Source organism: Moraxella sp. CTOTU48268 (genome assembly GCF_032069585.1).
GTDB classification, from domain to species: Bacteria; Pseudomonadota; Gammaproteobacteria; order Pseudomonadales; family Moraxellaceae; genus Faucicola; species Faucicola cinerea.
In genome coordinates this window covers 38,388-62,693 of record NZ_DAMALV010000014.1, presented here as the reverse complement: position 1 = coordinate 62,693, position 24,306 = coordinate 38,388, and the positions used below count along the sequence as shown (strand labels likewise).

General features: G+C 44.1%; 23 protein-coding genes. 10 read left to right on the top strand and 13 right to left on the bottom strand.

Annotation, left to right across the window (positions count from 1 at the left end):
- Positions 1-320 precede the first annotated feature (320 nt).
- From RT143_RS06785 to scpB, 5 genes are all read left to right on the top strand, one after another.
- Positions 321-1,310, top strand: coding sequence for an LpxL/LpxP family acyltransferase (locus RT143_RS06785; protein ID WP_313092023.1), 990 nt, complete (start codon positions 321-323; stop codon positions 1,308-1,310).
- A gap of 136 nt (positions 1,311-1,446) precedes the next feature.
- Complete coding sequence (gene trpS / locus RT143_RS06780; protein ID WP_313092019.1) at positions 1,447-2,538, top strand: tryptophan--tRNA ligase; 1,092 nt, start codon at positions 1,447-1,449, stop codon at positions 2,536-2,538.
- 10 nt (positions 2,539-2,548) lie between these two features.
- Positions 2,549-3,154, top strand: a complete 606-nt coding sequence (locus RT143_RS06775; protein WP_313092018.1) for an O-methyltransferase — start codon at positions 2,549-2,551, stop codon at positions 3,152-3,154.
- A complete protein-coding gene (locus tag RT143_RS06770) occupies positions 3,154-3,942 on the top strand; it encodes a segregation and condensation protein A (protein WP_313092016.1) in 789 nt (262 codons plus the stop codon). Before RT143_RS06775 ends, RT143_RS06770 begins: the two co-directional genes overlap by 1 nt.
- Positions 3,939-4,484: an SMC-Scp complex subunit ScpB gene (gene scpB, locus RT143_RS06765; RefSeq protein ID WP_062334329.1), complete on the top strand. Its 546-nt coding sequence runs from the start codon at positions 3,939-3,941 to the stop codon at positions 4,482-4,484. The genes RT143_RS06770 and scpB overlap by 4 nt, the downstream gene beginning before the upstream one ends.
- A gap of 62 nt (positions 4,485-4,546) precedes the next feature.
- Here the strand turns inward: scpB and RT143_RS06760 are convergent, their stop codons facing one another.
- Positions 4,547-5,245 (bottom strand): DUF805 domain-containing protein, encoded by a 699-nt coding sequence (locus tag RT143_RS06760; protein WP_313092013.1) that lies wholly within the window; start codon positions 5,243-5,245, stop codon positions 4,547-4,549.
- A gap of 234 nt (positions 5,246-5,479) precedes the next feature.
- Between RT143_RS06760 and rluB the strand changes: the two genes are divergently transcribed.
- Positions 5,480-6,343 carry a 23S rRNA pseudouridine(2605) synthase RluB gene (gene rluB, locus RT143_RS06755; protein WP_036591148.1) on the top strand — a complete coding sequence of 288 codons (864 nt, stop codon included), beginning with the start codon at positions 5,480-5,482 and terminating at the stop codon, positions 6,341-6,343.
- 96 nt (positions 6,344-6,439) lie between these two features.
- Here the strand turns inward: rluB and RT143_RS06750 are convergent, their stop codons facing one another.
- From RT143_RS06750 to RT143_RS06730, 5 genes are all read right to left on the bottom strand, one after another.
- Positions 6,440-7,171, bottom strand: coding sequence for a hypothetical protein (locus tag RT143_RS06750; protein ID WP_313092011.1), 732 nt, complete (start codon positions 7,169-7,171; stop codon positions 6,440-6,442).
- 198 nt (positions 7,172-7,369) lie between these two features.
- Positions 7,370-7,690, bottom strand: a complete 321-nt coding sequence (locus tag RT143_RS06745) for a hypothetical protein (RefSeq protein ID WP_007115494.1) — start codon at positions 7,688-7,690, stop codon at positions 7,370-7,372.
- Between the two features lie 117 nt (positions 7,691-7,807).
- Entirely contained in the window at positions 7,808-8,116 is a 309-nt protein-coding gene (locus tag RT143_RS06740; protein ID WP_188875439.1) for a hypothetical protein, read from the bottom strand.
- Between the two features lie 35 nt (positions 8,117-8,151).
- Positions 8,152-8,904 (bottom strand): ribulose-phosphate 3-epimerase, encoded by a 753-nt coding sequence (gene rpe, locus RT143_RS06735; RefSeq protein WP_313092009.1) that lies wholly within the window; start codon positions 8,902-8,904, stop codon positions 8,152-8,154.
- A gap of 491 nt (positions 8,905-9,395) precedes the next feature.
- Entirely contained in the window at positions 9,396-10,526 is a 1,131-nt protein-coding gene (locus RT143_RS06730; RefSeq protein ID WP_313092007.1) for an endonuclease/exonuclease/phosphatase family protein, read from the bottom strand.
- Positions 10,527-10,829: 303 nt separating this feature from the next.
- Here RT143_RS06730 and asd point away from each other — a divergent pair, with 303 nt between their 5' ends.
- From asd to RT143_RS06715, 3 genes are all read left to right on the top strand, one after another.
- The gene (asd, locus tag RT143_RS06725; protein WP_050324081.1) at positions 10,830-11,972 is read left to right on the top strand and encodes an aspartate-semialdehyde dehydrogenase; all 1,143 of its coding nucleotides are present in this window, start codon (positions 10,830-10,832) and stop codon (positions 11,970-11,972) included.
- Positions 11,973-12,415: 443 nt separating this feature from the next.
- A complete protein-coding gene (locus RT143_RS06720; protein ID WP_313092006.1) occupies positions 12,416-13,867 on the top strand; it encodes a type IV pilus assembly protein FimV in 1,452 nt (483 codons plus the stop codon).
- Between the two features lie 157 nt (positions 13,868-14,024).
- On the top strand, positions 14,025-15,560 hold the full coding sequence (locus tag RT143_RS06715; RefSeq protein ID WP_313092004.1) for a hypothetical protein: 1,536 nt from the start codon (positions 14,025-14,027) through the stop codon (positions 15,558-15,560).
- 96 nt (positions 15,561-15,656) lie between these two features.
- Here the strand turns inward: RT143_RS06715 and RT143_RS06710 are convergent, their stop codons facing one another.
- The 4 genes from RT143_RS06710 to RT143_RS06695 form a co-directional block, all read right to left on the bottom strand.
- Complete coding sequence (locus tag RT143_RS06710) at positions 15,657-16,193, bottom strand: gamma carbonic anhydrase family protein (protein ID WP_188875434.1); 537 nt, start codon at positions 16,191-16,193, stop codon at positions 15,657-15,659.
- Between the two features lie 106 nt (positions 16,194-16,299).
- Positions 16,300-17,395 (bottom strand): peptide chain release factor 2 gene (prfB, locus tag RT143_RS06705; protein ID WP_099807750.1). Its coding sequence is split into 2 segments (ribosomal slippage): positions 16,300-17,322 and positions 17,324-17,395, totalling 1,095 coding nucleotides; the frame shifts between segments, so codons are not numbered across the junction.
- A gap of 79 nt (positions 17,396-17,474) precedes the next feature.
- Positions 17,475-18,182: an HAD family hydrolase gene (locus RT143_RS06700; RefSeq protein ID WP_313092002.1), complete on the bottom strand. Its 708-nt coding sequence runs from the start codon at positions 18,180-18,182 to the stop codon at positions 17,475-17,477.
- A gap of 30 nt (positions 18,183-18,212) precedes the next feature.
- Positions 18,213-19,082: an energy transducer TonB gene (locus tag RT143_RS06695; protein WP_313092001.1), complete on the bottom strand. Its 870-nt coding sequence runs from the start codon at positions 19,080-19,082 to the stop codon at positions 18,213-18,215.
- Between the two features lie 346 nt (positions 19,083-19,428).
- Here RT143_RS06695 and RT143_RS06690 point away from each other — a divergent pair, with 346 nt between their 5' ends.
- Positions 19,429-20,145 (top strand): hypothetical protein, encoded by a 717-nt coding sequence (locus RT143_RS06690; RefSeq protein WP_313092000.1) that lies wholly within the window; start codon positions 19,429-19,431, stop codon positions 20,143-20,145.
- A gap of 89 nt (positions 20,146-20,234) precedes the next feature.
- Here RT143_RS06690 and RT143_RS06685 read toward each other — a convergent pair whose 3' ends face one another.
- The 3 genes from RT143_RS06685 to nuoM all read right to left on the bottom strand — a co-directional run bounded on the left by RT143_RS06685 (position 20,235) and on the right by nuoM (position 24,306).
- A complete protein-coding gene (locus RT143_RS06685) occupies positions 20,235-21,104 on the bottom strand; it encodes a ferredoxin--NADP reductase (RefSeq protein ID WP_313091999.1) in 870 nt (289 codons plus the stop codon).
- Positions 21,105-21,198: 94 nt separating this feature from the next.
- Entirely contained in the window at positions 21,199-22,719 is a 1,521-nt protein-coding gene (locus RT143_RS06680) for an NADH-quinone oxidoreductase subunit N (protein WP_313091998.1), read from the bottom strand.
- Positions 22,720-24,306, bottom strand: coding sequence for an NADH-quinone oxidoreductase subunit M (gene nuoM, locus RT143_RS06675; RefSeq protein ID WP_313091996.1), 1,587 nt, complete (start codon positions 24,304-24,306; stop codon positions 22,720-22,722).

The following is a 24,306-nucleotide window of genomic DNA, read 5'->3' as shown; positions in this document are numbered from 1 at the left end:
AAATTTACTGGCTTTAGCCTGCATCGTTGTTTGGTATAATGAGCCAATCAGCTTAAAAGCCTGTATATTTTAGCCTATATTTTATGACCAGTTTTACAAACTTAATCGACCAAGTCACTGCCACGGCATTTATTTTTGCATTTTTTATGTATTTTTATGCTTTTTTTAATGAAACATACCCTATGAAACCAACCCAAAATCATAAGCCTCAAATGTTTGACCCAGCAGCTAAAATGCCTCCGGTTGATACTGCCAGTAATGATAGTGCCAGTAATGCCGATGCCAATCTGCTTCATAAGTCAACTGTAACACTTGAAGGCATGCCAAAGGTGAGCGAGTTGCAAAAACTGCAATCAGATAACCGTACAGCGCGTAAGCCTTTTCAGTGGCAGTTTTTGTTGCCGCAATATTGGGGGATTTGGCTTGGGGTCGCGCTAATTTTGCCATTGATTTATTTGCCGTTGCGCTATCAATTTAAAATCGGTCATTTTTTGGGGAAATTGTTATTTGGACTGATTAAAAGCCGCCGAGCCGATACTTTGACCAATTTGGCATTGGCATTTCCAGAGCTCAGCGAAGATCAGCGTTTAGAGATGGCAGAGAAGATTTTTATCAATGCCGGTGTGGGTGTGTTTGAGAGCCTATGTGCGTGGTATCGACCTGATGTATTTACCCGCTGCGTCACTGTATCAGGGCTGCACCATGTCAAAAACGCCCAATCACAAGGTAAAGCGGTGATTTTACTTGGTATCCATTCAACTTTGCTCGATTTGGGTGGACGGCTGACCACCATTTTCACCCCGCTGGATGTGGTGTATCGACCGCAAAACAATGCGCTGCTTGATTGGTTTATTTTTAATGCTCGCTCCAAGGTTTATAGCGACCAAATCAGTCATCGCGATATGCGCCATTTTGCCAAAAATCTCAAAGACAACCATGTGGTATGGATCACTCCCGACCAAGATTTTGGGCTAAAACAAGGCGTGATGGCAGACTTTTTTGGGGTACCCGCTGCCACTTTGACTGCACCACGTCGCATGGCAAAACTGGGCAATAAAGCCAATCCGCCTGCCGTGATGATGTTGCATTTTTATCGGGAAACCCCGGATGAGATGCCAAAAGGTCGCAAACCGCATTATCACATCATCTTCTCGCCTATCATTGACAACTACCCAACCGAAGATGAATTAGTGGATGCCAAACGCATCAATCAGCTATTAGAAAATTATATCCGTATCGACCCGACCCAATACATGTGGTTTCATCGGCGCTATAAAACTCAGCCTACTGGTATCCGCTATTACCGCTAATTTTGCTCATGCGAGTCATGTGGCTCATGGGGCTTAGCCAATTTTTGGCATGAATTTGTAGTCAAAACCCGCTATACTAGCGGACAATTTTTTTGCCTATTTTGTACTTTTTTTGCTTTTGTTTGGAATTTTGAACATGAATGATAAAACAGCCGCGCCGCGCCGCATTTTAACCGGTATCACCACCAGTGGTATTCCTCATCTTGGCAACTACGTCGGTGCCATTCGTCCAGCCATACAATCGGCTATACAAGGCGCAAGTACGGGAGAAAGCGACGCTTATTTTTTCTTGGCGGATTTGCACGCACTCATCAAATGCCATGACCCTGAGGCGATTCATGCCTCGACCAAAGCGATTGCCGCGACGTGGCTTGCCTGTGGTCTCGATCCTGAACGGGTGGTGTTTTACCGCCAGTCGGACATTATCGAAATTCCAGAGCTAACTTGGGTGCTCAACTGTAACTGTGCTAAAGGTTTGATGAACCGTGCGCACGCCTACAAAGCCGCTGTAGATTCTAACCGTGAAACGCCAGACACTGACCCTGATTATGGCATTTCGATGGGATTATTTAGTTATCCTGTGCTAATGGCTGCGGATATTTTGATGTTCAATGCCACCCATGTCCCTGTGGGTAAAGACCAAATCCAACATATCGAGATGGCACGTGATATAGCAGGTACCTTTAATTTTCGCTATTGTGACCCAGAAAAACCGATTTTTGTACTGCCCGAAGCCATGGTAGATGATGACACGCCGCTACTGACTGGGCTTGATGGCCGTAAAATGTCAAAAAGCTATGGCAATACCATTCCGTTATTTGGCGACCCTTCATCAAATCAGCCGCAAGTAGACGGTGAAAAAGCGCTGCGAAAAGCCATCATGCGTATTGTCACCAATTCACAATTGCCAGAAGAACCCAAAAATCCCGATGAATCCACGATTTTTGAGATTTATCGTGCATTCGCTAGCGCGGAAGAACAACAACTACTGCGTCAACGTTTTGAGCAAGGTATCGCTTGGGGGGATGCCAAAGAAGTGTTGTTTGAAAAAATTAACAGCGAAATTGCCCCTTTCCGTGCTCGTTACAATGAATTGATGGCGAATCCAAAAGAATTGGAAGAAATCCTACAAATGGGCGCAGAAAAAGCCCGCCGTGATGCGCGCAAACGCCTTGAAAAAGTACGAAAAGCCATTGGTATCAAACCCCTTGCCAAACTCAAAAAATAACGAGTCACTCATGTCATTTGCCCACTTTAAAGCCTATACCGATAGGCTTTATCAAATCGATAAAGCCTTCGATGATGCGCAGCCCAACCGTCTCAACCGACATCGCCACCTTGAGCCTGATTCAGCCGAGTTTCTTGCCAGTCTGGTTATCAGTAAGCGGGCTAAAAATATGTTAGAAATTGGCACATCAACGGGCTATTCTACGCTATGGCTAGGCTATGCGTTAGCCCAAATCAATCGCGCCAATACCGCGGATACTGCCACATTGACCTCGATTGATATCGATGAGTGGCGATTACTAACTGCTCGCAACCACCTGCGTACATTGCAGTTTGACCACAATATCACGCTACAACAAGTCGATGCGAAGGATTTTTTACGTCAGTCAACCGCCCATTTTGATGTGATTTTCTTGGATGCAGAGCGTAGGTTTTATGGTGACTATGTCGCTGACTTTAAGCGATTGCTGACCTTTGGTGATATGCTGATTGTCGATAATGTGATTTCTCATGCCGATGAAGTAGCAGCGTTTTTGTCAGCCTTTGAACAGGACAGCAACTATCTGTGCTCTACCCTATCAATTGGGGCAGGATTGTTTGTGGCGGTTCGACAGTAGTGACCAATTTAGCCATTCGAATTTTTGAGACGCCTGTTCAAAGTCTACCCGAAGACCTCTATATTCCGCCCGAAGCCTTTGCCATTTGGCTAGAGCAGTTTGAAGGTCCGCTGGATTTTTTGTTGTACTTAGTCAAAAAAAATAATTTTGATATTACTACCACAGCGATTTTGCCGATTACCGAGCAATACCTGACTTATATTGATGAGTTGGATGACAATCATTTTGAGTTGGCAGGTGATTATTTGCTGATGGCAAGTACCTTAATTGCTATCAAAAGCGAATTGTTACTACCAAGCCCGCAACGGCCAGAAGATGAAAAAAACCCCACCAAGCAGCTGATTGACAGACTTGAACAATACGCCCAAATCAAACACGCCAGTCAGCGTATCGATGCGTTAATGCGGCTTGAGCGCGATGTGTTTTTGGCATATGCCAGTTTGCCAAGTCCTGATATATTAGCCAAAGAGATTGCACCCTATCCTGCCTCCATGCTTGCTGACAGTTTAATCAAAATGCAGCTAAAACCCGATTACCAAATGCACCATATCAAAGCCGATATCGTGCCTTTGGCAGAGCGTATGGCAAGTATTAGCCGTATGTTGGCAAGCCGTGGTCAAGGCACTTTCCACGATATATTAGATAAATCACAAGGCAAACTGGGTGTGGTGGTGAGTTTTGTCGCCATTTTGGAATTAGCAAAACAGCGGATGCTAAAGTTTGTCGCTCAAGACGATGACGAATCTTCCGATGTAAGCGAAATAACCTTGATATGGGCATCGTCATGACCGATTTTAACCAACAACATCAGCTTGCCCAGCAGCATAGCAAATCTATTGAAGCGATTTTACATGCTTCAGAAACCCCGATTACTGCCAAACAGCTGTGTCACTGGCTATCGATTAATCCAAACCAACTGAGCATGGCGCTCACGGTCTTGCAGCAGCGTCTATCACAAGGCGCGTTAACCTTAGCGGATACCGCTAGCGGCTACCGATTGCAAATCGCCAATGACTTTAGCCCGCTGATTCAGCAAGTTTTTCCCCAGCGTCAAGAAACCCTAAGCCAAGCGTTATTAGAGACGTTAAGTGTGATTGCTTATAAACAACCGGTAACGCGTGGCGATATTGAGCAAATTCGTGGCGTGACTGTATCAAGCAATATTTTACGGCAACTATTTGATAAGGGCTGGATTATTGAGCAAGGCTTTCGCGATACGCTGGGACGTCCTGCACTACTGCATACCACCCCAGCGTTTTTAGCCGCCTTTGGGCTTAAAAGCTTGCAAGATTTACCAAAGCTACCTGATGTGCAACAGCTTGAGATATAAAAAAGCTGCCGACTGGGCAGCTTCTTAAAGAACCTGTTTAAAGACCCTGCATCAAGAATGCATTAAGGCAAGCGGCGAGCAGGGGCGCCCCACTGGTTGACATTCGGCTTGGTATCTGTGCAATACCACACCAGCAGCATAATCCCGCCAATAATGGGAATAAAAGCAATCAGCATCCACCAACCTGATTTATTAACATCATGTAAACGGCGAACAGCTACTGCAATATTGGGAATCACCAACGCCAAAGCAATAAGCCCCGCCACAATGCCCTCAGTACCAATCATATAATCGATGATTGCCGCACCCAGATACAACATGACCCACGCCAAATAAAAATACCAATATTCTTTACGTCTAGCACGCCCTTTAAAGTTGGCATAATTGCTGAGACTTTTTTTAACCCAATCAAAAAAGCCATAATTTTCTTCAATCGCCCATGCTGGATTGACGGCATTCATGCCCGCTGTGTGAGTAACTTGACCATAGTTGGCAGTTGTAGGGGTGTTTGTATAGCCGTGAGGGATGGGCGCAATCGTGCTATCTATCGGTTTGTTCAGATTAATAGCATTGCCTGCGGCAAGACCGACAACTGCCACTGCATAACCCTGCGCATCAACACTAAATTCTACTTGTTGTCCTGCCATCGGTGCCGTGGCTTGTTGCCATTGTTGGCTAGTAAATGGGTAATTTTTGCCGTCATCCGCCATGATGATACCTTGACCATGTTGCGGCGAGAAATTGGCTATTTGCCCTTTCATTGTTATTATTCCTTGTAGTTGTATTGATTTACTTATGTCGATAATTATAACGTAAAATAATTTTTACAATGTGACATTATTTATGTTAACTTTTTGGTTAAAATACTGGTTAAAATTTAGCCACATGACTTTATACTAGCATTCAACCATCGCTTGTCCTACAATAGGCACAAGCATGAAGTTTCATGCTAGCACAACATTGTGAAATGTTGCTACCTATTAAAGGATTATTGAATGAAAGACGAAAAACTGCAAAAAGCCCTCGCCCGTCTAGGCTTAGGTTCGCGCCGCCAAATGGAAGATGTGATTCGCGAAGGTCGCGTCAGTGTTAACGGCACTGTCGCTACCATTGGTGACCGTGTCGGACAGGGCGATGAAATCCGAGTTGATGGACGTTTGCTACGCTATACCGCAGAAAACGAAAAACGCCGCCGTATATTGATGTATTACAAGCCAGAAGGCGAAATTTGCTCAGCCCATGACCCAGAAGGTCGTCCTACGGTGTTTGAGCGCCTGCCACCCCTAAATCATGACCGCTGGGTAATGGTGGGTCGGTTGGACATCAACTCAACAGGTTTATTGCTATTTACCAATGATGGCGAGCTGGCCCACCGTCTGATGCACCCATCAAATGAAATAGAACGCGAATATGCGGTGCGTGTGATGGGCGAAGTCACCCCTGAGATTATCTTAAATCTCAAACGTGGTGTCATGCTAGAAGATGGTATGGCACAGTTTGATGACATCGTTGAAAAAGGCGGTGAAGGTATCAATAAATGGTACCAAGTCAAACTCAAAGAAGGTCGCAATCGTGAAGTACGCCGCTTATTTGAATCGCAAGGCTTAAAAGTAAGCCGATTACTGCGTATCCGTTACGGCTCTGTGAGTCTCCCAAGGGAACTTCGCACGGGTCGCTACCTTGAGTTAGATCGGCGTGAGATTGACACTTTAGCAGGGCTTGTCAACATTCGCCCGCGCCAAGGCACAGGGCTTTACGGCATTGCCAAACGCCGTCAAGAACGCTTTGAGAAAAAACCGTTAAAAGCGCGCCGTGGAGGTCATCACTTACGCCGCGATAAAGAAAAAAGAAGCAGCTAACCGCTATAAAACTCACAAAAAAGAAACTTATAAAAAAAGCGTATCAAACTGATACGCTTTTTTTATGTTAATCTACCAATGATAATCTACCATCGACTACGTGCGATTTTTGACATAGCGGTAAGTTGACGCAAATTGCTGGCTGACTTCATGAAACATCTCATTGAGCAATTCATCTAATTGCAGATTGACCCGAGCCAATACCTCAATGAGCATCTCGCCTGCGGTCATCTCCTCCTGAATTTTTTGATTGAGCTGACTGGGATGATATTTGGCAATTTGGTCATACTGGCGTACTGCTTCAGGAATCGTCTGCCCAATTAAGCGATTGACCACAAACTTATTTTCAGTCAACCATTGGGTTTGCGGGTGGTCTGGTTGATTGGCTGACTGGCTTTGGTCACGTTGCCACTCCTGATAACGAATGAGTTTGTCATGGATAGTATCAAGCAGCATCACGGCAGCGGTTGGCATACGTTCAATTGACGCGCCATCAATACCTAAAATCGAAGGTGAAGATAATCGCGGTTGTTGATTTTTTGCTTTAAACCATTTTTTATTGCTTGCATGTTTGCTAGCACGTGGCATTAAGTCAAAACGGCTATCACTACCGAAGGTATTGGGAATTAGCAGGTTTGATTGGTACGCCAAACGCATGGTTTCTGGTTTTGCCGGCGATGCTGTGGGCGGCACAGAATATTGAGACATACCGACCTCAATACCTGCCATGTCATGTAATTTATACCAAGCCAGCCTTATCCATCGATACACCAAAAAGCTTATCAATACGGTCAACACAGCCAGCAATATACCGAGCAAAATATTCATCTATACGCCCTAACAGCTTATCTATCAATAACAGCCTGCCTATAAAAAGCAAATATAGCATTACTATGATTGCAACTGTTTAAAAATTCAAGCATGTTAGCGTTGGCTAAGCCTAAAAATTCATCGGTCAAAAAAAGTATTGCGCAGAACTTTTAGCTATTACTTTTAGATATTAACTGTTACCCTAAATCGTCATGTTTACATGGTATGCCAATAGCGAAGTTTATTAATTTCAAATAAGAATGCCACAAACATGCCGAGATAATACGCCAGTTTAAGTTCAAAGCTGTCATCCCGTAACTTAAAAGGTAATGCGCAAAGGGTGACGGCAAGCGGAATCCACAATAACATAAACACCCAATTTTCGATGACATTGAGCCAGCCTTGCATTCCCTTGCTACTGCGTAAAGCCGCCAACCCTAACAGCAAGCAAGCAACTATCAGTGTGTTGATTAAGCCTTTTGGAAGATTGCTGGGATAAATCGATAATTCTTGCTTAGTATAATGTGGCAATGCCATTCAATAAATTCCTAAATAATTACTGAGGATTGGTGTTATGTGTAGCGTCAATGTCTAGCATCAATTTGTGGCGTTAATCTCAATGTCTTGATGGGTACCGACTCACCGAGCGAAACGTTACGAATATGCCGCCATCATCCATAGCATCGCCACACAGCTAAATAACAAACCCAAGGTTAACGCATTGCGATTTTGAATCGGTGCACGCCCTGAGTAGCGATTTAACACCTTTGAGCCCACGACAAAAGCCAGTGGAATACCTAGCCAAAAAATAGCAATGGTACTTACCAGTGAGGGCAGCATTGATGATAAACTATCGCCAAACATCAACCTAAACCCAAAACCTGCCAACCCTAGCAACACCGCAAATATTGCCAGCCCAATTGTCAGACCTTTGGGTACTAAAGACGGGGATTGAACGTCCATACCAATTTCCTTGTGTATCATTGCTTGTGGAGCATTTACGCTGGCACGCTACCGACCAAAGCCAGTTCGGCACGCATCGCGTCAATCGCTTGGCGATAATCAGGTTGATTAAATATCGCTGAACCTGCGACAAACATATCAGCCCCTGCTTCGGCAACCGCACGAATATTACTGGCTTTGATACCGCCATCGACTTCAAGACGAATATTGCGACCCGATAGCCTAATCATTTCGCGCACCGCTTCAATTTTTTTGAGGGTGCCATCAATAAATGCTTGCCCACCAAACCCTGGGTTAACACTCATCAATAAAATTTGGTCGACTTTATCCATCACATAGTCGAGATAGTGTAGCGGCGTGGCAGGATTCAGCACCAATCCACAGTCAGCGCCCCCATCTTTGATGAGTTGTAACGAGCGATCGACATGTTGCGTGGCTTCTGGGTGAAAGGTAATGATTCTAGCGCCCGCCTTTAAGAACTGCTCAATCATACTATCAACCGGTGACACCATCAAATGCACATCTATCGGCGCAGTTACCCCATAATCACGCAGCGCCTGACAAATCATGCTACCAAAAGTCAAATTTGGGACATAATGATTGTCCATCACGTCAAAATGCACCACATCCGCACCTGCGGCGATAACCTTCTCGACCTCCTCGCCCAGACGGGCAAAATCTGCCGACAAAATCGAAGGGGCAATCAAAAATTGGCTATCATTGTTGGGATGGGCAAATTTATTAGGGGCTTGTTTAGGTGAGTCTTCAAGAATTTCAGACTGGTTCATCATCATTGTCCGTCAGCTTTGATTAAAAAGTGCGGATATTTTAGCAAAGATTATTTTAAAAAACTTCGACTATTTGGTGACTATTACTTGGTGGCTATTATTTGGTGGCTAATATTTGGTGACTAGGACTATTGACAGCGACTATTTGCTGCCCGTGAAAATAAATCTGCCACAAGCCTTGCAGAATTTACATTTAAGTAGTCAAAAAAAATTAACTAGACTATGCTAGATTATGATTGATAAGTAACAAAAAAGATAAAACCCAAGTCTTAGGGCAATAGACTTGGGTTTTAGGGCACTTCATGTCAACTATGTTATTATTATTGGCTTTCCATGATATTACTCATCCTGAGCGTCTCAACACTACCATTCCTTGGTATCATCCTTGTGTTGATGAGTTCATTGTAGTTTGTTGCACGGTTGGTTACTAGCCGCAAAAGGCGGAATCTGTTGTAAGCAAATGCTTACATGCAGTTTTAGCTTGCCCGCTGCTAGGTTTCTAATGCGCCTTTCAATAATTTGCTAGCATCATTAGCGCTATCACTTTGAGCTTCCGATAGCTTTTCGCCTTCTTTGATGCCTTCTTTGATGGTTTCTTTTGCCTCTTGGAGATCGGCGATGCTTGGCAAAGGTTCAGGCTGCTCATCCATGACTTCAGGCTCATATTGTAAAGTAGTCAGCACGGGGAAATGGTCGGAGCCAATGTTCGGCATACGCGCCATCGATACTAGCGTAAAGTGATTGCTGTGAAAAACATGGTCAAGCGCCCAGCGCAAAAATGGGTAACTGGCGTGAAAGGTATTAATGAATTTTCGCCCAATGCGAGGGTCTAGTAGCCCTGAGATACGCTGGAACATGCGTGTGGTATGCGACCACGCCACATCGTTGAGATCACCTGCAACAATCACCGTTAAATCGTTGGCGTTGATGTGTTTGCCTACCATTAACAGCTCAGCATCCCGTGTCACCGATTTATCCGCTTCGGTTGGACTCGGTGGCATGGGGTGCAAGCAGTATAGCCAAACAACCTTGCCCATGGCTAGGCGAACTTGGGTATGAATCGATGGAATATCATCAACCACCAGATATTTTACTTGGGGATTGATAAGCTCAAGCTTTGAGTACAAATGCATACCATATAAGTTATCGAGTGGTACTTTGACGTTAAATGGATAGTCAGCCTCAATGGCGCTTAAAGCGTCTTGCCACACTTGGTCAGTTTCGAGGGTCAATACAATATCGGGTTGATGGGTATGGATAAGGTCAATCAAAGCTTGTTTATTTGGATTGGTCGTCAACACATTGGCAACCAACAATTTCACTTGATAATCGCGTGATTTTGGCTTTGCCGTTTGCACTTGTTTCTTCCACAAAAACGTATAAGGCAACACCATGTACGCTTGCATAGCCAGTGCAATAATTAGCAGTAAAATCAATCCCATCTGCCAACGACTGTCAAAAGCGCCCAGCCAAAGTAAGCCAATGAGCGCCACCACCCCCAAAAAAATCAATTGATTTCTGGGAAAATCAGCAACCCTAAACCACCATTCAAACCTAGGGATGGTTGCCCAAAAAGTTGCAAAAACCACAAAACCTGCTAGCAACTGTAACAACAGCGTCATTGTCTATCCTTTCATGTTATATTGCGGTTCACGTTGGTCAATATTAGCTTGTTATCAATAGCATGGCGATATAGTAGCCGCAAAAATAAGGCTGATAAATTGCAGTTGTGTTGCCAAACGCTATTTTTCACCGTGACATCGCTATCAGCCTACCATCTATAGCTAAATAGATGCCCCATGTAAAAAAAAATTCACTTGCAAAACATGACAAATACAGGCAAGGTAGCAGGTTACTAATTGAAAAATCAATGTGGATTTTCTGCACTATTTATTTTATTTTGTTTACAGTAAGGAAGGGTTATCATGAGTCAGCTACGCGTAGGTTTGGTCGGATGGCGTGGAATGGTCGGTTCGGTATTAATGCAACGTATGATAGATGAAAACGACTTTGAAGGGATTACCCCCGTGTTTTTCTCTACCAGTAATGCCGGTGGCGATGCCCCTACCCCAAATGGCATTGCCCCTAGCAAGCTTGAAGATGCGCATGACTTAGCGGCTTTAGCGGCTTGTGATGCCATTATTACTTGTCAAGGCGGTGACTATACTAAAGAAGTCCATCAACCGCTACGTGATAAAGGCTGGACCGGTTACTGGATTGATGCAGCAAGCACCCTACGTATGACTGACAATAGCATCATCGTCCTAGACCCAGTCAACCGCAATGTCATTGACGACGCTATCAAAAATGGTCAAAAAGACTTTATCGGTGGTAACTGTACGGTATCTTTGATGTTGATGGCGATTGGCGAGTTGTTCAAACGCGATTGGGTTGAATGGGTATCTGCGATGACTTACCAAGCAGCGAGTGGTGCGGGCGCCAACAATATGCGTGAGCTTATCAAAGGCATGGGCTACATCCATGATGGCGTTGCAGACGAACTCAATAACCCGGCAGGCGCAATTTTAGAGATTGACCGTAAAGTAGCCGAATTACAACGTAGCAGCGAATTCCCAAAACAATACTTTGGTGCGCCGCTTGCGGGTAGCTTAATTCCTTACATTGATGTACAACTAGAAAACGGTCAATCAAAAGAAGAGTGGAAAGGCTGTGTTGAAACCAACAAAATCTTAGGCAATGATGCAGACAAGACCAATGCCAACATTGTGCCGATTGATGGTATCTGCGTGCGTATCGGTGCCATGCGTTGTCACTCACAAGGCTTGACCATCAAACTAAAAAAAGACATCCCGCTAGAAGAAATTGAAGCTGCGCTTCGTAACAGCGGCAATGAGTGGCTAGATGTGGTAGAAAATGACAAAGCAGCAAGCGTTGAGCGGTTAACCCCAGTGGCGGTCACTGGCACCCTTAAAGTTGCCGTAGGTCGTCTTCGTAAGATGAATCTAGGTGGTGAGTATTTATCTGCCTTTACCGTGGGTGATCAGTTGTTATGGGGCGCGGCAGAGCCATTACGCCGCACACTTGCGATTATCCGCAATCAATTATAAATCCAAGGTTTTATAAAAAAACACGCTGACTAGGGCGTGTTTTTTTATGCCTGAGTAGATAAACCTGATAGTGTTAATCCGTTATTTACCTCTAAAAAACACCATGGTCAGTAAACAGGGATTGCCGTTATCAGGGTATTGATAGTACAGTGTCATTATCTAAGCATCAATCCACGTATCAATCCACCCATAAAGTGATATCAGCAGCGGGCTTTATCCCAAGCTTTATGCCAGTAATAAGCGAGTCAGGCTATTGAGAGTTTTGGACAAAAAGTGTAAAGTTGATTAGATAATTTGACTGAAACTTTTGTTAAGTTGTTGGATTATCCATTAATTTGATTTTTTGAATATTGCCTGTCGGTGTATTGACTACCATGCGACCACACAAGTAGGCATTTTTTAACACCCCTAACTAGGCTATGATACCTTCAGCAAGGATTTTTATGTCTTGGCAAAAATACTCTGTACACTTGGTATTGGGTTTTCCCTTATCGCTTCCCATTGTCGCTTATGCCGTCAATATTGGCGATACTTATGTACAAACCCAACAAAACCAACCTTTAAACGCCAGTATTAATGTCAGTGATATCAACCCAAGGACTTTCTCTGTCACAGTCGCCCAAGCTGATGTGTATCGCCAGCTAGGCTTGTCAAAAGATGCCGATATTCAAATCAAATTTGTCCAAACCAGTAGCAATGGCGGTCAGATTATATTGACCACCAAACGTGCGATTAATGCCCCATTTACCGATGTGGTGCTCAATATCACGGAAAATGGCGTGACCAAAACGCTGCCAAAAACCTTGTTGATGCCCATCGACAGCGCACAAAAAATTACCACGCAAGCCAATACCACGGCTTTGCAATCACCTGCGCAAAACATCGTCATAGGTTCGGCCAATCCTATGCAGTTGCCTGTTATGTCGCCCGACCCTATGCCCATGCAGCCGATAACGTTGCCATCAACCACCATCAATCAGCTGCCTAATTTACCTACGACTGGTATGCCCGCTGGCGCCGCCCCAGTGACGCAAGCTAGCGAAAACAGTGACTACCTGCGTATTCAAGAGACGCGAACGGTTCGATCTGTTCAGCCAAATGGCACTGTCTATACCCCAGCCGTGCCACAAACGCAAAACCCCCTCCAAACAAACGCCGCTGATAATCAAATGCCAAGGCCAGCAGCTGGTTATGGCAATCAACCTTTAGACAAATCTAAGTCCAAGTATAGCGCCAAAAACCCGCAAATCATTGGCGAGACAACCACTTATACACTACAGCGCAATGACAACCTTTGGACCATCGCCAGTAATATCGCAGCGGCAAACCGCAAAGATGTGGATCAAGTGATGGCAGATATCATGGCAGCCAACCCGACCGCGTTCCCCGATAATGACCCAACCAAACTTGTCGCCAATACCCAATTACAAATCCCAAAATACAAAGTAGTCCCTTCACAAATTGGGATAAAATCAGCCAATAAAGCGCGACAACAATATCGTCAAAACAAAAGACGTGTCGCAAGCAAAAAGTCTGTCATCGCACCAAAATCTGCTGCCAAACAACCAGCCACCCTAAAAACGACGAAAAAGACACGTAAAGCACAAAAAACACCGCGGCCATACGCAGCGACTAAAAAATCTGAAATGACCATCATCGCACCTAATCATACCAATGGTTCAGTACAAGGTCAGAGTACCAAGAACAAGGTAGGCAAAGGGATGTCATCGCAAGTAGCGGCTCAAGTGCAGCAAAAACGCCAAGCCACCGCCCAGCAAGCTACTAAAGTTAACAAACTCAATCAAGACTTAGTGGGCGCGGAAAATCGCTTGAAAATACAAAACACCAAGCTTGCCCAATTAGAAAAACGCTTAAAAGAGTTAAACAAAAAATAATATAGCGCGTGGATGATATTGCCTGTGTGCTGTGTCATTTCATACCGTACAACAAATTTGTGGTGATTCATTAGTCGCATAAAGCGGTAGCTTATATCTTGCTATGCCCTAATGATCACTATCTACCGTAACGATGAGGTGAAAGATGGATCCGATAATGATAGGTATCGCAGCAGTGGTGATTTTGGTAGTTATTGCTGGCGTTTTCTTGATGAAAAAAGGTAAAAACCAGACGACAGTTGATACTCAGACCCAAGTCAAACGTCCAAAAACGTTGGCTGAGCAGCAACGCGAACTAGAACTGCAACGTCAATCACAGCAACCAAGCCCCTATGCTGCGCCTAACCTGCCGCAATCGACTTTGCAGGCTGCTCAAACCCTCAATCTCAACGCCCAAGCCAATAACCTAAAAACGCTGGTAGATGAAGAACAATCGATAAATGCACGCAGCACAGCGATGACCCATACCGCTGAAGCGGTTGAACCTGATGGACTTGATTTTGATTTGCCAGGGTTTAAACAAGACAGTGATAAACCAGCCATCAACAGCACCTTACATGTTGTCAGGCCGACCGTCACTCAAGTGGCACAGCCAGCAAACCCAGTTGATGGTATTAGCAGCAAAGCCGATAACGAGTTAGATTTTGACTTTGCACTCGATGTACCTGAAACCAAAATAGCCCCTCTCCCCACTGCAACTGAGCCTACCACTGAAACTACAGCGGCGCAATCACAATCAAATGAGTTCACTTTTGACGATTTTGATTTTGATCCACCTAGCAAAGAGCCCGCGACCGCTGCGACTGTCGCTGCCCCTGCCCTAGAATCACCTACCGAAATTTTTGCGCCGATAGATGAACCTGTTACAACCGCGTCAGCAAGTAACGTCAATAACAATAACAATGCTATTAGCGACAGCGATTTTGATTTTGACTTTAGTTTACCAAATATTCCGTCAACGACTGCCGCTACTGCTGTAGAACCGATGGCGACTACATCGGCTGCACCGAGCGCTGAGAAGCTCGCAGATGATTTTGATTTCGACTTTGAGTTGAACGTTGAGCCAGCAGTTACCCCAACCAATGATGTTACTGCAGAACCAGCTTTAAACCTTGACGCGTCAGATATTAAAGCATCTAGCAATCTAACTTCTGATGCGGTGACTTCTGTACCGGTTGCCAGTGATGAAGCCACAGATATTGCATCGTTTGCTTTGGATGATGAATTACTACGCCAAGCAGAAGCGGCTTCACTAGCCAAGCCTGCTACCCCATCGGTCGCTGAGCCTGTCGTTGACTTGGCAGAAGTCAGCGCTCCTGAAGTCAAAGCCCCTAACCCATCTGATTCGCTACTCATCTCAGATGACATGTTTGATTTGTCTTTTGATGACTCAACTACTCAGGCAGCTACTCTAGCAAATACACAAACAACTACCACCCCAATCGCTAGTCCTGAAACGACATCGATTGCAGATAAGGCAAGCCTAAAGACTGCGCCAGTTGTTGAAGATTTATCAGCGATTCTCGATGTGATTAAGGATATCGACACGGATACGCTAAACGTAGATTTAGCAGAACAGTATTTGAATTTAGGGGAATATGACAGTGCCAAACGCTTGCTTGATGAAATCAAAGATAGCGACAACCCGGCATTGCTAGAACGTGCGGCAGCGTTAAGACAACGTATTGCTTAATCATGTATTGCATAAAAAAGGATAGTAAATTGACTATCCTTTTTTTTGGTCAAATTTTTTTTGAATTACTTTATAACAACTTAATACGCAAAAAACTTAATACTCAATCGCTATGGGTTTAAGTCCCGTTTTAAAGGCATTTGCTTTTTCAACATAATGTAATGCGGATAGCTGAAGCATCACTTCGCGCTCTTTTGGTAACGTTTTGACAACTTTAGCTGGGCTTCCCATCACGATGGAATTATCTGGGATTTGCATATTTTCGGTGACAAGCGCATTGGCACCGATGATGCAGTTTTTGCCGATTTGGGCATTATTGAGCACAATCGCACCGATACCAATCAAGCTATTATCACCAACGGTGCAGCCGTGTAGCATCGCCAAATGCCCAATCGTCACGCCTTCGCCAATGGTGACAGCAATACCTTCATCGGTGTGTATCACACTGTTTTCTTGCACATTACTATTTTTGCCCAAATAAATCGGCGCATTATCTGCGCGTATCACCGCGCCAAACCATACACTGACATTATCAGCTAAATGTACATCGCCGATGATTTCAGCCGAGTCTGCGACCCAGCCTGTGAAGGGTGCCTGATAAGTGGGTGTTTTGTCTTGCCATTGGTACAGCATATCAAATCCTTATGAAAAAAAAAGAGTGTCAACTAAAAAATTGACCCTCTAATTTTAGCAAGTGCGGATAAATTAGCAATGGGTTATTGTGGCCAATGCAGTTAAATCAAAGCCCTGCTTTTAGGCTCGCTTCGATAAATTTATCAAGGTCGCCATCTAGCACCGCTTGGGTATTGGACGTTTCCACCCCTGTACGCAAATCCTTAATCCGCGAGTCATCGAGCACATACGAGCGAATTTGACTACCCCAACCGATATCCGATTTGGTTTCTTCTAGCGCTTGTTGCTTTTCCATACGCTGCATCATTTCACGCTCGTACAGTTTGGCACGTAACATTTTCATTGCCGTGTCTTTGTTGGCATGCTGGCTACGTTCATTTTGACACGCCACCACAATCCCTGTTGGTTGGTGGGTGATACGTACCGCAGAGTCGGTGGTATTAACGTGCTGACCGCCTGCACCGCTTGAGCGATAAGTATCGATGCGTAAATCGGCAGGGTTGATATCAATCTCGATATTATCATCGATTTCAGGCGATACAAACACCGCCGCAAACGACGTGTGGCGACCGTTGTTGCTATCAAACGGTGATTTTCTCACCAAACGATGCACACCGATTTCGGTACGTAACCAACCAAACGCATAGTCACCTTTGACATGAATCGATGCGCTTTTAATCCCTGCAACACCACCTGCTGATAGTTCCATGATTTCGGCTTTAAAGCCATGTGATTCACACCAGCGCAAATACATCCGCAGCAGCATCTCTGCCCAGTCCTGTGCTTCGGTACCGCCTGAGCCTGACTGGATATCAACATAGCAGTTGTTGCCATCCATCTCACCGCTAAACATACGTTTAAACTCTAAATCTGCGACTTTGGCTTCGGCCTCATCGAGTTCCGCTTGTACGTCTGCCAATAGCGTTGCATCATCGGCTTCCACCGCTAAGTCAATCATGGCTTTGGCGTCTTCTAACTTGTCATCTAAAGCGGTAATCACGCCAATGACATTATCAAGCTGCGATTTTTCTTTACTGATTTTGGTGGCACGCTCTGGGTCGTTCCACAATTCTGGATTTTCAAGCTCTAAATTGACTTCTTCCAAGCGCTCTTGCTTGGCTTCGATGTCAAAGATACCCCCGAAGCTGGTTGCCACGGTCAGTTAAGTCTTTGATATGCTCTAAATACGGGTTGATTTCCATGCGAGGTTACCTTAACGTGTTACTATGAAAAATGCGCTATTATACCTGAATCTGTCACTGGATTCATCTTAGCTGTTGCCTACTCCGCCTGTGCTTTTATCGACCAATCTTCCACTGCCCAATGATGCGCTAAGGCATGCGCGTGTAGGGTATCATCGGGGCATACCGCAATCGCTACATCTGCCCATTCTAGTAGCGGCAAATCATTTTTTGAATCCGAATAAGCATAAGTTTTGGTATAAGTAATACCTTGCGCATTTTTTTGAGCAATCCAATTTTTTAAATGAATGATTTTGCCTTCTTTAAAGTTTGGCTGCCCTGCGACCTTACCCGTGTACCCCTGCTCGGTGACTTCAAGCTCAGTGGCTAAAATATTATCTTCCTCTACCAAAAATAATTTGTTAGCAATCGCTTTGACCACAAAGGCATTGGTGGCAGAAATCACTACTACATCGTGCCCTGCTTGTAAATGTGATTGGATAGCGTTAACCGCTTTTGGACGCACTTTTGGCGCAATTTCTTCTTGCAAATATTGTTCACGCCATTCGTGTAATTGGGCTAAGGTATGCTGTTTTAAAAAGCCTGCCACAAACTCATTATAGACGACTGCATCGAGCGTCCCTGCGATATAGTGCTCATAAAACTCCCGATTTTTAGCACGATACAGCGCTTCTTCTACCAGATGATGTTTGACCAAAAACTCGCCCCACATATAATCACTATCGGTATCAATGAGGGTGTTATCGAGGTCAAATAGCGCCAATTCTTTGTGTAGTACGGTTGACATAGGACAGCCTTTAGCATAGTTAGTGAAAAGTTAAATTGCGGGGTTTTGGTCATCAACGGTTAAGGTATCACCAAATCGCCAGGTACGGATAATACGCAGCTCCAAATAATCTTGCATTTCCTTTGAGAATTTACCAAATGGCGCGGCTTTACGCACCGAATTTTTTGCTGCTTCATCCAAGATGGTAGCACCTGATGACTGTAAAACCTTGATGGATTTGACTTGCCCGTTAGGCTCAATAATCACCATCAGCATGACATCGCCTTTGATGCCTTTGGCGCGGGCTTCTTGGGGATATTGCTGGTTGCCAATATGATAGGCTTGTTGGCGAAAATTCTCGATATAGCGCGCGGCTTCACCCGTGGTGGTGGAGTTGCTGCTGATAGTTTTGACCGCAGATTTTTTGGCTAGTAATTGGCGGTTACTGCTGATTTTAGTTTCAAGGGTGGCAATTTGTGCCTGTATCCGTTGTTCTTGCGCGGCTAGATTTTCGCTATCGTCTTGTTTTTTATTATTATTTTCTCTGCGGATTTTTTCAAAGCTTAACGTGGTACGTAAATAACTTTCTTGAAACGCTTGTTGGCGCGTTTGGCGTTCTTGACTCACGATATCATCAGTTTCATTGATTGCTTCGTCTTCTAAGGGACTCATGGTATTGTTTTCAAGCCGTAGCTTTTCGTTGGACTCACCGCCACCTTGCTGGCCGGCATTGGCGATAAAATCGGCTTTTTCATTCTTTTGTAGATTTTCGGTCAACACCGTGGTGACTTCTTGCACCGCTGCGGTTGGTGAGCTTTTATCTTCAAATTGGATACCAAAAATAACAGCCGCATGAATTGCCACCGCCATAATGGTAGCAAATAGCATGACGCTGTCTTTGCAAGCCGTAGTATGTGGCATTAACTTTTGAAAAAGATAACTGTGACTGTCTTTGCTATACACCAAAATGTAACCCTTTGAACGATTAGGACACGATCACTACAACCTTGCTAAAAAAATACAAATCACTCATGTATTATAACGCGCAGATAGTATAGATTAAATCAAACCTTGGCTGAAGCTAAATTCATACACCATTAGCAATGAGTGGTGAGCGATTAGCTGTTAGCAATCAATGTTTACCAATTACTGGTACAAGATTTTTTGTAGACGGGTCAGTGACTTTATGATTAGCAACTTTACAATGCCCAAAAACTGACTACAATAATAGCTTTCAATACAAATATAAAAAAACTGAGAAACGATAGTGATAACGAGCAAAACGCAACTGGATGAATTTTTTGCCACCCATTCTGAAGAAATCGCACGTGAACTGATACAAAAATCACAAACGTGGTATGAAAAAATTGAGGATTTTGCCGGTCAAGAGTTTATCGTGCCCGCCACCGAAAAACAGCTAAACGATGCCATTCAAAAATTTGTGGTTGAAAAAGTCAAAGCGATATTGAGTATGCATCTAGAGATTCATGAAGGCTGGCTTCGACTGTATGCAACGATTAACTATAATGGCATTTTCGCTGACCTTGCTGTCAATTTAGGTGTGGTACATGCCCAATTTGACCGTTATCGCCAGCGCTTGGTATTTCAGCAATTGACTGACACTGATGTCATTGCCTTGTATTCAGATTCCTATGTTAAATCAAAAGCAATTCATGCGGCGCTTTGGTTTTTTAAACGGGTGTTAAAGAAAGACCCGCTCGGCATGATTTTGGAGAAAATCAATTTGGTGCACCAAAAAGATGATATCTTGTATCTCGATATTGGTCGCTGGCTGAAGAAAAACGAAAAAATCATGGCAACGCTGCGCAAGGTGCAGGTGAATCATGGCTATCTTGCTGAACAGCAACTACTGCTGAGAGCCAATGCCAACGTCGGTGAAATTCTCAATATCGGTAGTAGTGACCAATTGATTACCGAAGCGGATAATCCTGCAGTTACCAATAACGCAACAAAAGCGGCTTAGTATTTTTTCACGGGTATCAACCCTCATCCTTTACCGCTTTTGTTTCACCAATTTTTTAACCGATTGTACTTTGCCAGTTAAAGAGATGCTTACCAATAGTTTTCAACGGCGATATTGCCTTCGCCGCGCCGATTCATGGTCAATCCAATCGATTTTAAGGCTTCTTTGGTATCTTCGACCATTTGCGGATTACCACACAACATCACATGACTGCGCTCTTTATCCAGTTTTTGCCCTACCAACTGAGTTAACTTGCCCGACAATATCAGATTGGGAACTCGCGCTTTTTCCCCCGTATAATCCGCTTCCCGCGTGACAATAGGCAAAAATACAAACGCTGCCCCATTATCGCCATAGATTGACTTAATTGAGCCAATCTCCGCTTGATAAGCAAGCTCTTGCGAGGTGCGTGCGCTGTACACCAAAATAATGCGCTGATATTGCTGCCATACATCAATGGTCTTTAAAATCGATAAAAATGGTGCTAAACCCGTGCCTGTTGCCAGTAACCACAAATCATTGGGCAGGGGTAACTGGTAGCGGGCTAAGGTCAAATAGCCAAATGGTGTGGTATTGAGCAATAAACTATCGCCCACTTGGATATGATTAACCTTACTGGTAAATTCTCCCTCAGGAATGACCACCGAGAAAAATTCAATAAATTCATCATAGGGCGAAGATGCGACGGAATAGGCGCGAAACACATAGCCATCAAGGTCAATGGGCTGACCTTGCGCCTCATAACCTTGCTCCTCTTCATCTTGTGTCGCAGAAGTTATTAACTTGGTCTCATGGTTTTGTGCAAAATATTGCAAATCTTCGCCATGGATACCGAGCCTAACAAATTGCCCTGCGGTAAATTTAAAGCCATCGGGACGCGTGACTTTGAAACTTAGCAAGGTGGGCGCCCAACGGGTCACTTCAATCACTTTAACGCGAATACTTTTATCATCTGACATATTATCTTGACCATTTTTTTGCATCATTATAAACAAAAAAGCGTACCTTAATGAGCTAAGATACGCTTTTTTATGTCGCAGTACTAAAATTGGATTAATATATGCGAACTAGCGTGATAATTTTTGATAATGTTTCGGGGAAAATACCGAAGTACAATACCGCTAACGTCACCAACAACACCATGATGCCGCCTGCTTGAATACCCCAATGATTGACCGCATCGTGCGGCTGTACTTCTTGGGGACGTCTAAACAAGGTGACCATAAGATTTAGATAGTAATACAAGCTAATTGCACTACCCACGATAATCATGGCAGTGAGCCACCAACTTTGCGCAGAAACGGTAGCAAAAATCGCAAAGAATTTGCTGATAAACCCGGCGGTCAATGGAATACCTGCCAATGATAATAGCATCACAGTCAATACAGCGGTTAACACAGGACGTTGCCAAAAAATCCCTTGGAAGTTTTCAACCAACTCTGCTTCACCCTGACGTTTGTACGGGCTTGACATGATAGTCACAACACCAAACGCTCCAATGGTGGTAAACGCATACACTGCCATGTAAAGGCTGACAAAACCTGCTGATTCAACTTTTACGGCGCTGATAATCGCTAACACATAGCCGATGTGCGCAATAGATGAATAGGCTAACAGACGTTTTATATTGTGCTGACGAAGCGCCAGTACGTTACCGATAATCATCGATAAACTGGCAATCACCACAATCAAGGTATTGATTGCTGGCAAGGCTAAGGTCGCCGTAGACAATAAGAAACGTAACCCTAACGCCATCATAGCTACTTTGGAAACACTGCCTAAGAAAGTCGCCACAGGCGCAGGCGCACCTTGGTAAACGTCTGGCGTCCAAGTATGGAATGGTACTGCTGAGAGTTTAAAGGCAATACCAAATAACATTAATGCAGTCCCCACCACCAGAATCGGCATAACGATACCATTTTGAAACATGGGCACGATTGCCATACCAATTTGACGGAAGGATAAAGTACCTGTGTTTGAGTAAATTAATGCCATACCCATCAACATGGTAGCAGAGGCTGTCGCCGATAAAATGAGGTATTTAAAACCCGCTTCTAACGATTTACCACGCGCATAAGTATAAGCCAACATACCATATAGCGGTACCGACAATAACTCTAAGCTGACAAAGAAAGAAGCTAAGTTATCAGCGCATACCATAAACAACGCGCCCAATGTTGAGATAAGCAGTAGCAAATACAACTCTTCTTTATTATCGCGATAGCCCCCAATGTAACCATACGCCAAGGTAAAACACGCAAGCGAGCTGATTAAAATAATCACCATATTGAACTGGGCAAAGCTATCCACCACAAATAAGGGAGCAATCAAGCCTTGCGATGGCGTAAATAATTCATACAGACCATGCAACATGCTATCAGCATTGCCACCCAATAATTGTATAAGGACAACAAACAAGGCGGCATTAAGTCCAATCACACTGATGGTACCTGCCACAAAATTTGAACGCTTCATGGCGATGGCAATCATCACCACCACCGTGGTGATTGAAATTAAAATCATTGGAAACAATGGCATGAGCACATTGCTAGCAAATGGGATAATAGGATTCATCTATTTTACCTCCATATGAGCAAATGGCTCTTGAGCAGTAGGTGCAACTTGCTGGACATGATATGCCTGACTAATCCAGTGCATACTGTGATCAGAGGTATCTAAGAATGATTGCGGATATAGACCTAGCCATACTAAGCCAAACGCAAGCACCAACAAGATTGCCGCTTCACGCGCATTGATATCACGCATCGGTGACATTTTCTCAATCGTCGCTGTTGGCGTACCAAATAATGCTTTATAAATCATAATTAATGCGTATAAACCGGCAACGACTAAGCTAAAGGTAGCAAACACCACTGCCACAGGATGTGAGGCAAAAGAACCTAACAGAATTAAGAACTCCCCAATAAAGTTACCGGTACCTGGAATACCTAATAATGCCGCGGCAAAGAACATAAGTAACGGTGGGTAATAACGCATTTGACCCCACATACCACCCATTTGGCTCAAATCACGGGTATGTAGACGCTCATAAAGCTGACCGCTCATGATAAATAATGCCGCTGAGCTAAGACCATGTGCCAACATTTGAATCATCAAGCCTTGGAAACTAATTAACGTACCGGCATACAACGCAAGTACCACAAAACCCATGTGTGAAATACTGGTATAAGCCAGTAACCGCTTGATATCTTGCTGCATAAACGCAAGCCAAGCCCCGTAGAAAATACCAATACCGCCCAAAGTAATCGCAATCGGAGCAAACTGAGCACTGGCTTCTGGGAATAGTGGTAGGACAAACCGCAATAAACCATACGCCGCGGTTTTAATCAAAATACCAGCCAAATCCACCGAGCCTGCAGTCGGTGCTTGTGCGTGCGCATCGGGTAACCAGCCATGCAGTGGGAAAATTGGTAATTTAACCGCAAAGCCAATAAAAAACATCAGCATGATTGGGTATTGCCATTTGCCAAGATCTGTACCTAGCAAGTCCATATAGTTAAAAGTTATTTGACCTGTGGTTGATGCATGAATCATCACCAAAATCAAAATACCAATCAACATAATCAGACCCGATGCTTGGGTATAAATAAAGAATTTGGTTGCGGCATATTCTTTGGTTTTACCGCCAATCGCATTGTGTCCCCAGATTGCAATCAAGAAATAAATAGGAACTAACATCATCTCCCAAAAGAAGAAGAACAAGAACATATCGATTGCTAGGAAAACACCAATAACACCGCCCAAGCTCCAAAGTAGATTTAGATGGAAGAAGCCCACACGGCGAGTAATCTCACCCCATGAACACGCCACCGCCATCATACCCAAGAAGGCTGTTAGGCTCACCATTAACAGGGATAACCCATCAATCGCTAGATGGAAACTGACCCCCAATGAGGGCATCCAAGGTAGTTGAAACTCTGCCAACCAAGTCGGTTTAGCAGTCACCTCAGCAATGGTTTGTGCTGAACCAATAAAGTTACCGTTTTGCCAAATAGCTACCGTAATCAAAAACGTTAATAGCATGCCAAGAAACGCAATCCAACGAGGTAAACGTTCATCAACTTTTTCAACCAACCAGCACAGAAAACCTGCAATGATTGGAATAAATATCAAGGCGGGTAATAAGAGATTATTTTGCAT

Coding starts and splice junctions, on each gene's coding strand:
- RT143_RS06785 (WP_313092023.1), top strand. CDS start 321: ATGCCAAAGGTGAGCGAGTTGCAAAAACTGCAATCAGATAACCGTACA.
- trpS (WP_313092019.1), top strand. CDS start 1,447: ATGAATGATAAAACAGCCGCGCCGCGCCGCATTTTAACCGGTATCACC.
- RT143_RS06775 (WP_313092018.1), top strand. CDS start 2,549: ATGTCATTTGCCCACTTTAAAGCCTATACCGATAGGCTTTATCAAATC.
- scpB (WP_062334329.1), top strand. CDS start 3,939: ATGACCGATTTTAACCAACAACATCAGCTTGCCCAGCAGCATAGCAAA.
- RT143_RS06760 (WP_313092013.1), bottom strand. CDS start 5,245: ATGAAAGGGCAAATAGCCAATTTCTCGCCGCAACATGGTCAAGGTATC.
- rluB (WP_036591148.1), top strand. CDS start 5,480: ATGAAAGACGAAAAACTGCAAAAAGCCCTCGCCCGTCTAGGCTTAGGT.
- RT143_RS06750 (WP_313092011.1), bottom strand. CDS start 7,171: ATGAATATTTTGCTCGGTATATTGCTGGCTGTGTTGACCGTATTGATA.
- RT143_RS06745 (WP_007115494.1), bottom strand. CDS start 7,690: ATGGCATTGCCACATTATACTAAGCAAGAATTATCGATTTATCCCAGC.
- RT143_RS06740 (WP_188875439.1), bottom strand. CDS start 8,116: ATGGACGTTCAATCCCCGTCTTTAGTACCCAAAGGTCTGACAATTGGG.
- rpe (WP_313092009.1), bottom strand. CDS start 8,904: ATGAACCAGTCTGAAATTCTTGAAGACTCACCTAAACAAGCCCCTAAT.
- RT143_RS06730 (WP_313092007.1), bottom strand. CDS start 10,526: ATGACGCTGTTGTTACAGTTGCTAGCAGGTTTTGTGGTTTTTGCAACT.
- asd (WP_050324081.1), top strand. CDS start 10,830: ATGAGTCAGCTACGCGTAGGTTTGGTCGGATGGCGTGGAATGGTCGGT.
- RT143_RS06720 (WP_313092006.1), top strand. CDS start 12,416: ATGTCTTGGCAAAAATACTCTGTACACTTGGTATTGGGTTTTCCCTTA.
- RT143_RS06715 (WP_313092004.1), top strand. CDS start 14,025: ATGATAGGTATCGCAGCAGTGGTGATTTTGGTAGTTATTGCTGGCGTT.
- RT143_RS06710 (WP_188875434.1), bottom strand. CDS start 16,193: ATGCTGTACCAATGGCAAGACAAAACACCCACTTATCAGGCACCCTTC.
- RT143_RS06700 (WP_313092002.1), bottom strand. CDS start 18,182: ATGTCAACCGTACTACACAAAGAATTGGCGCTATTTGACCTCGATAAC.
- RT143_RS06695 (WP_313092001.1), bottom strand. CDS start 19,082: ATGCCACATACTACGGCTTGCAAAGACAGCGTCATGCTATTTGCTACC.
- RT143_RS06685 (WP_313091999.1), bottom strand. CDS start 21,104: ATGTCAGATGATAAAAGTATTCGCGTTAAAGTGATTGAAGTGACCCGT.
- RT143_RS06680 (WP_313091998.1), bottom strand. CDS start 22,719: ATGAATCCTATTATCCCATTTGCTAGCAATGTGCTCATGCCATTGTTT.
- nuoM (WP_313091996.1), bottom strand. CDS start 24,306: ATGCAAAATAATCTCTTATTACCCGCCTTGATATTTATTCCAATCATT.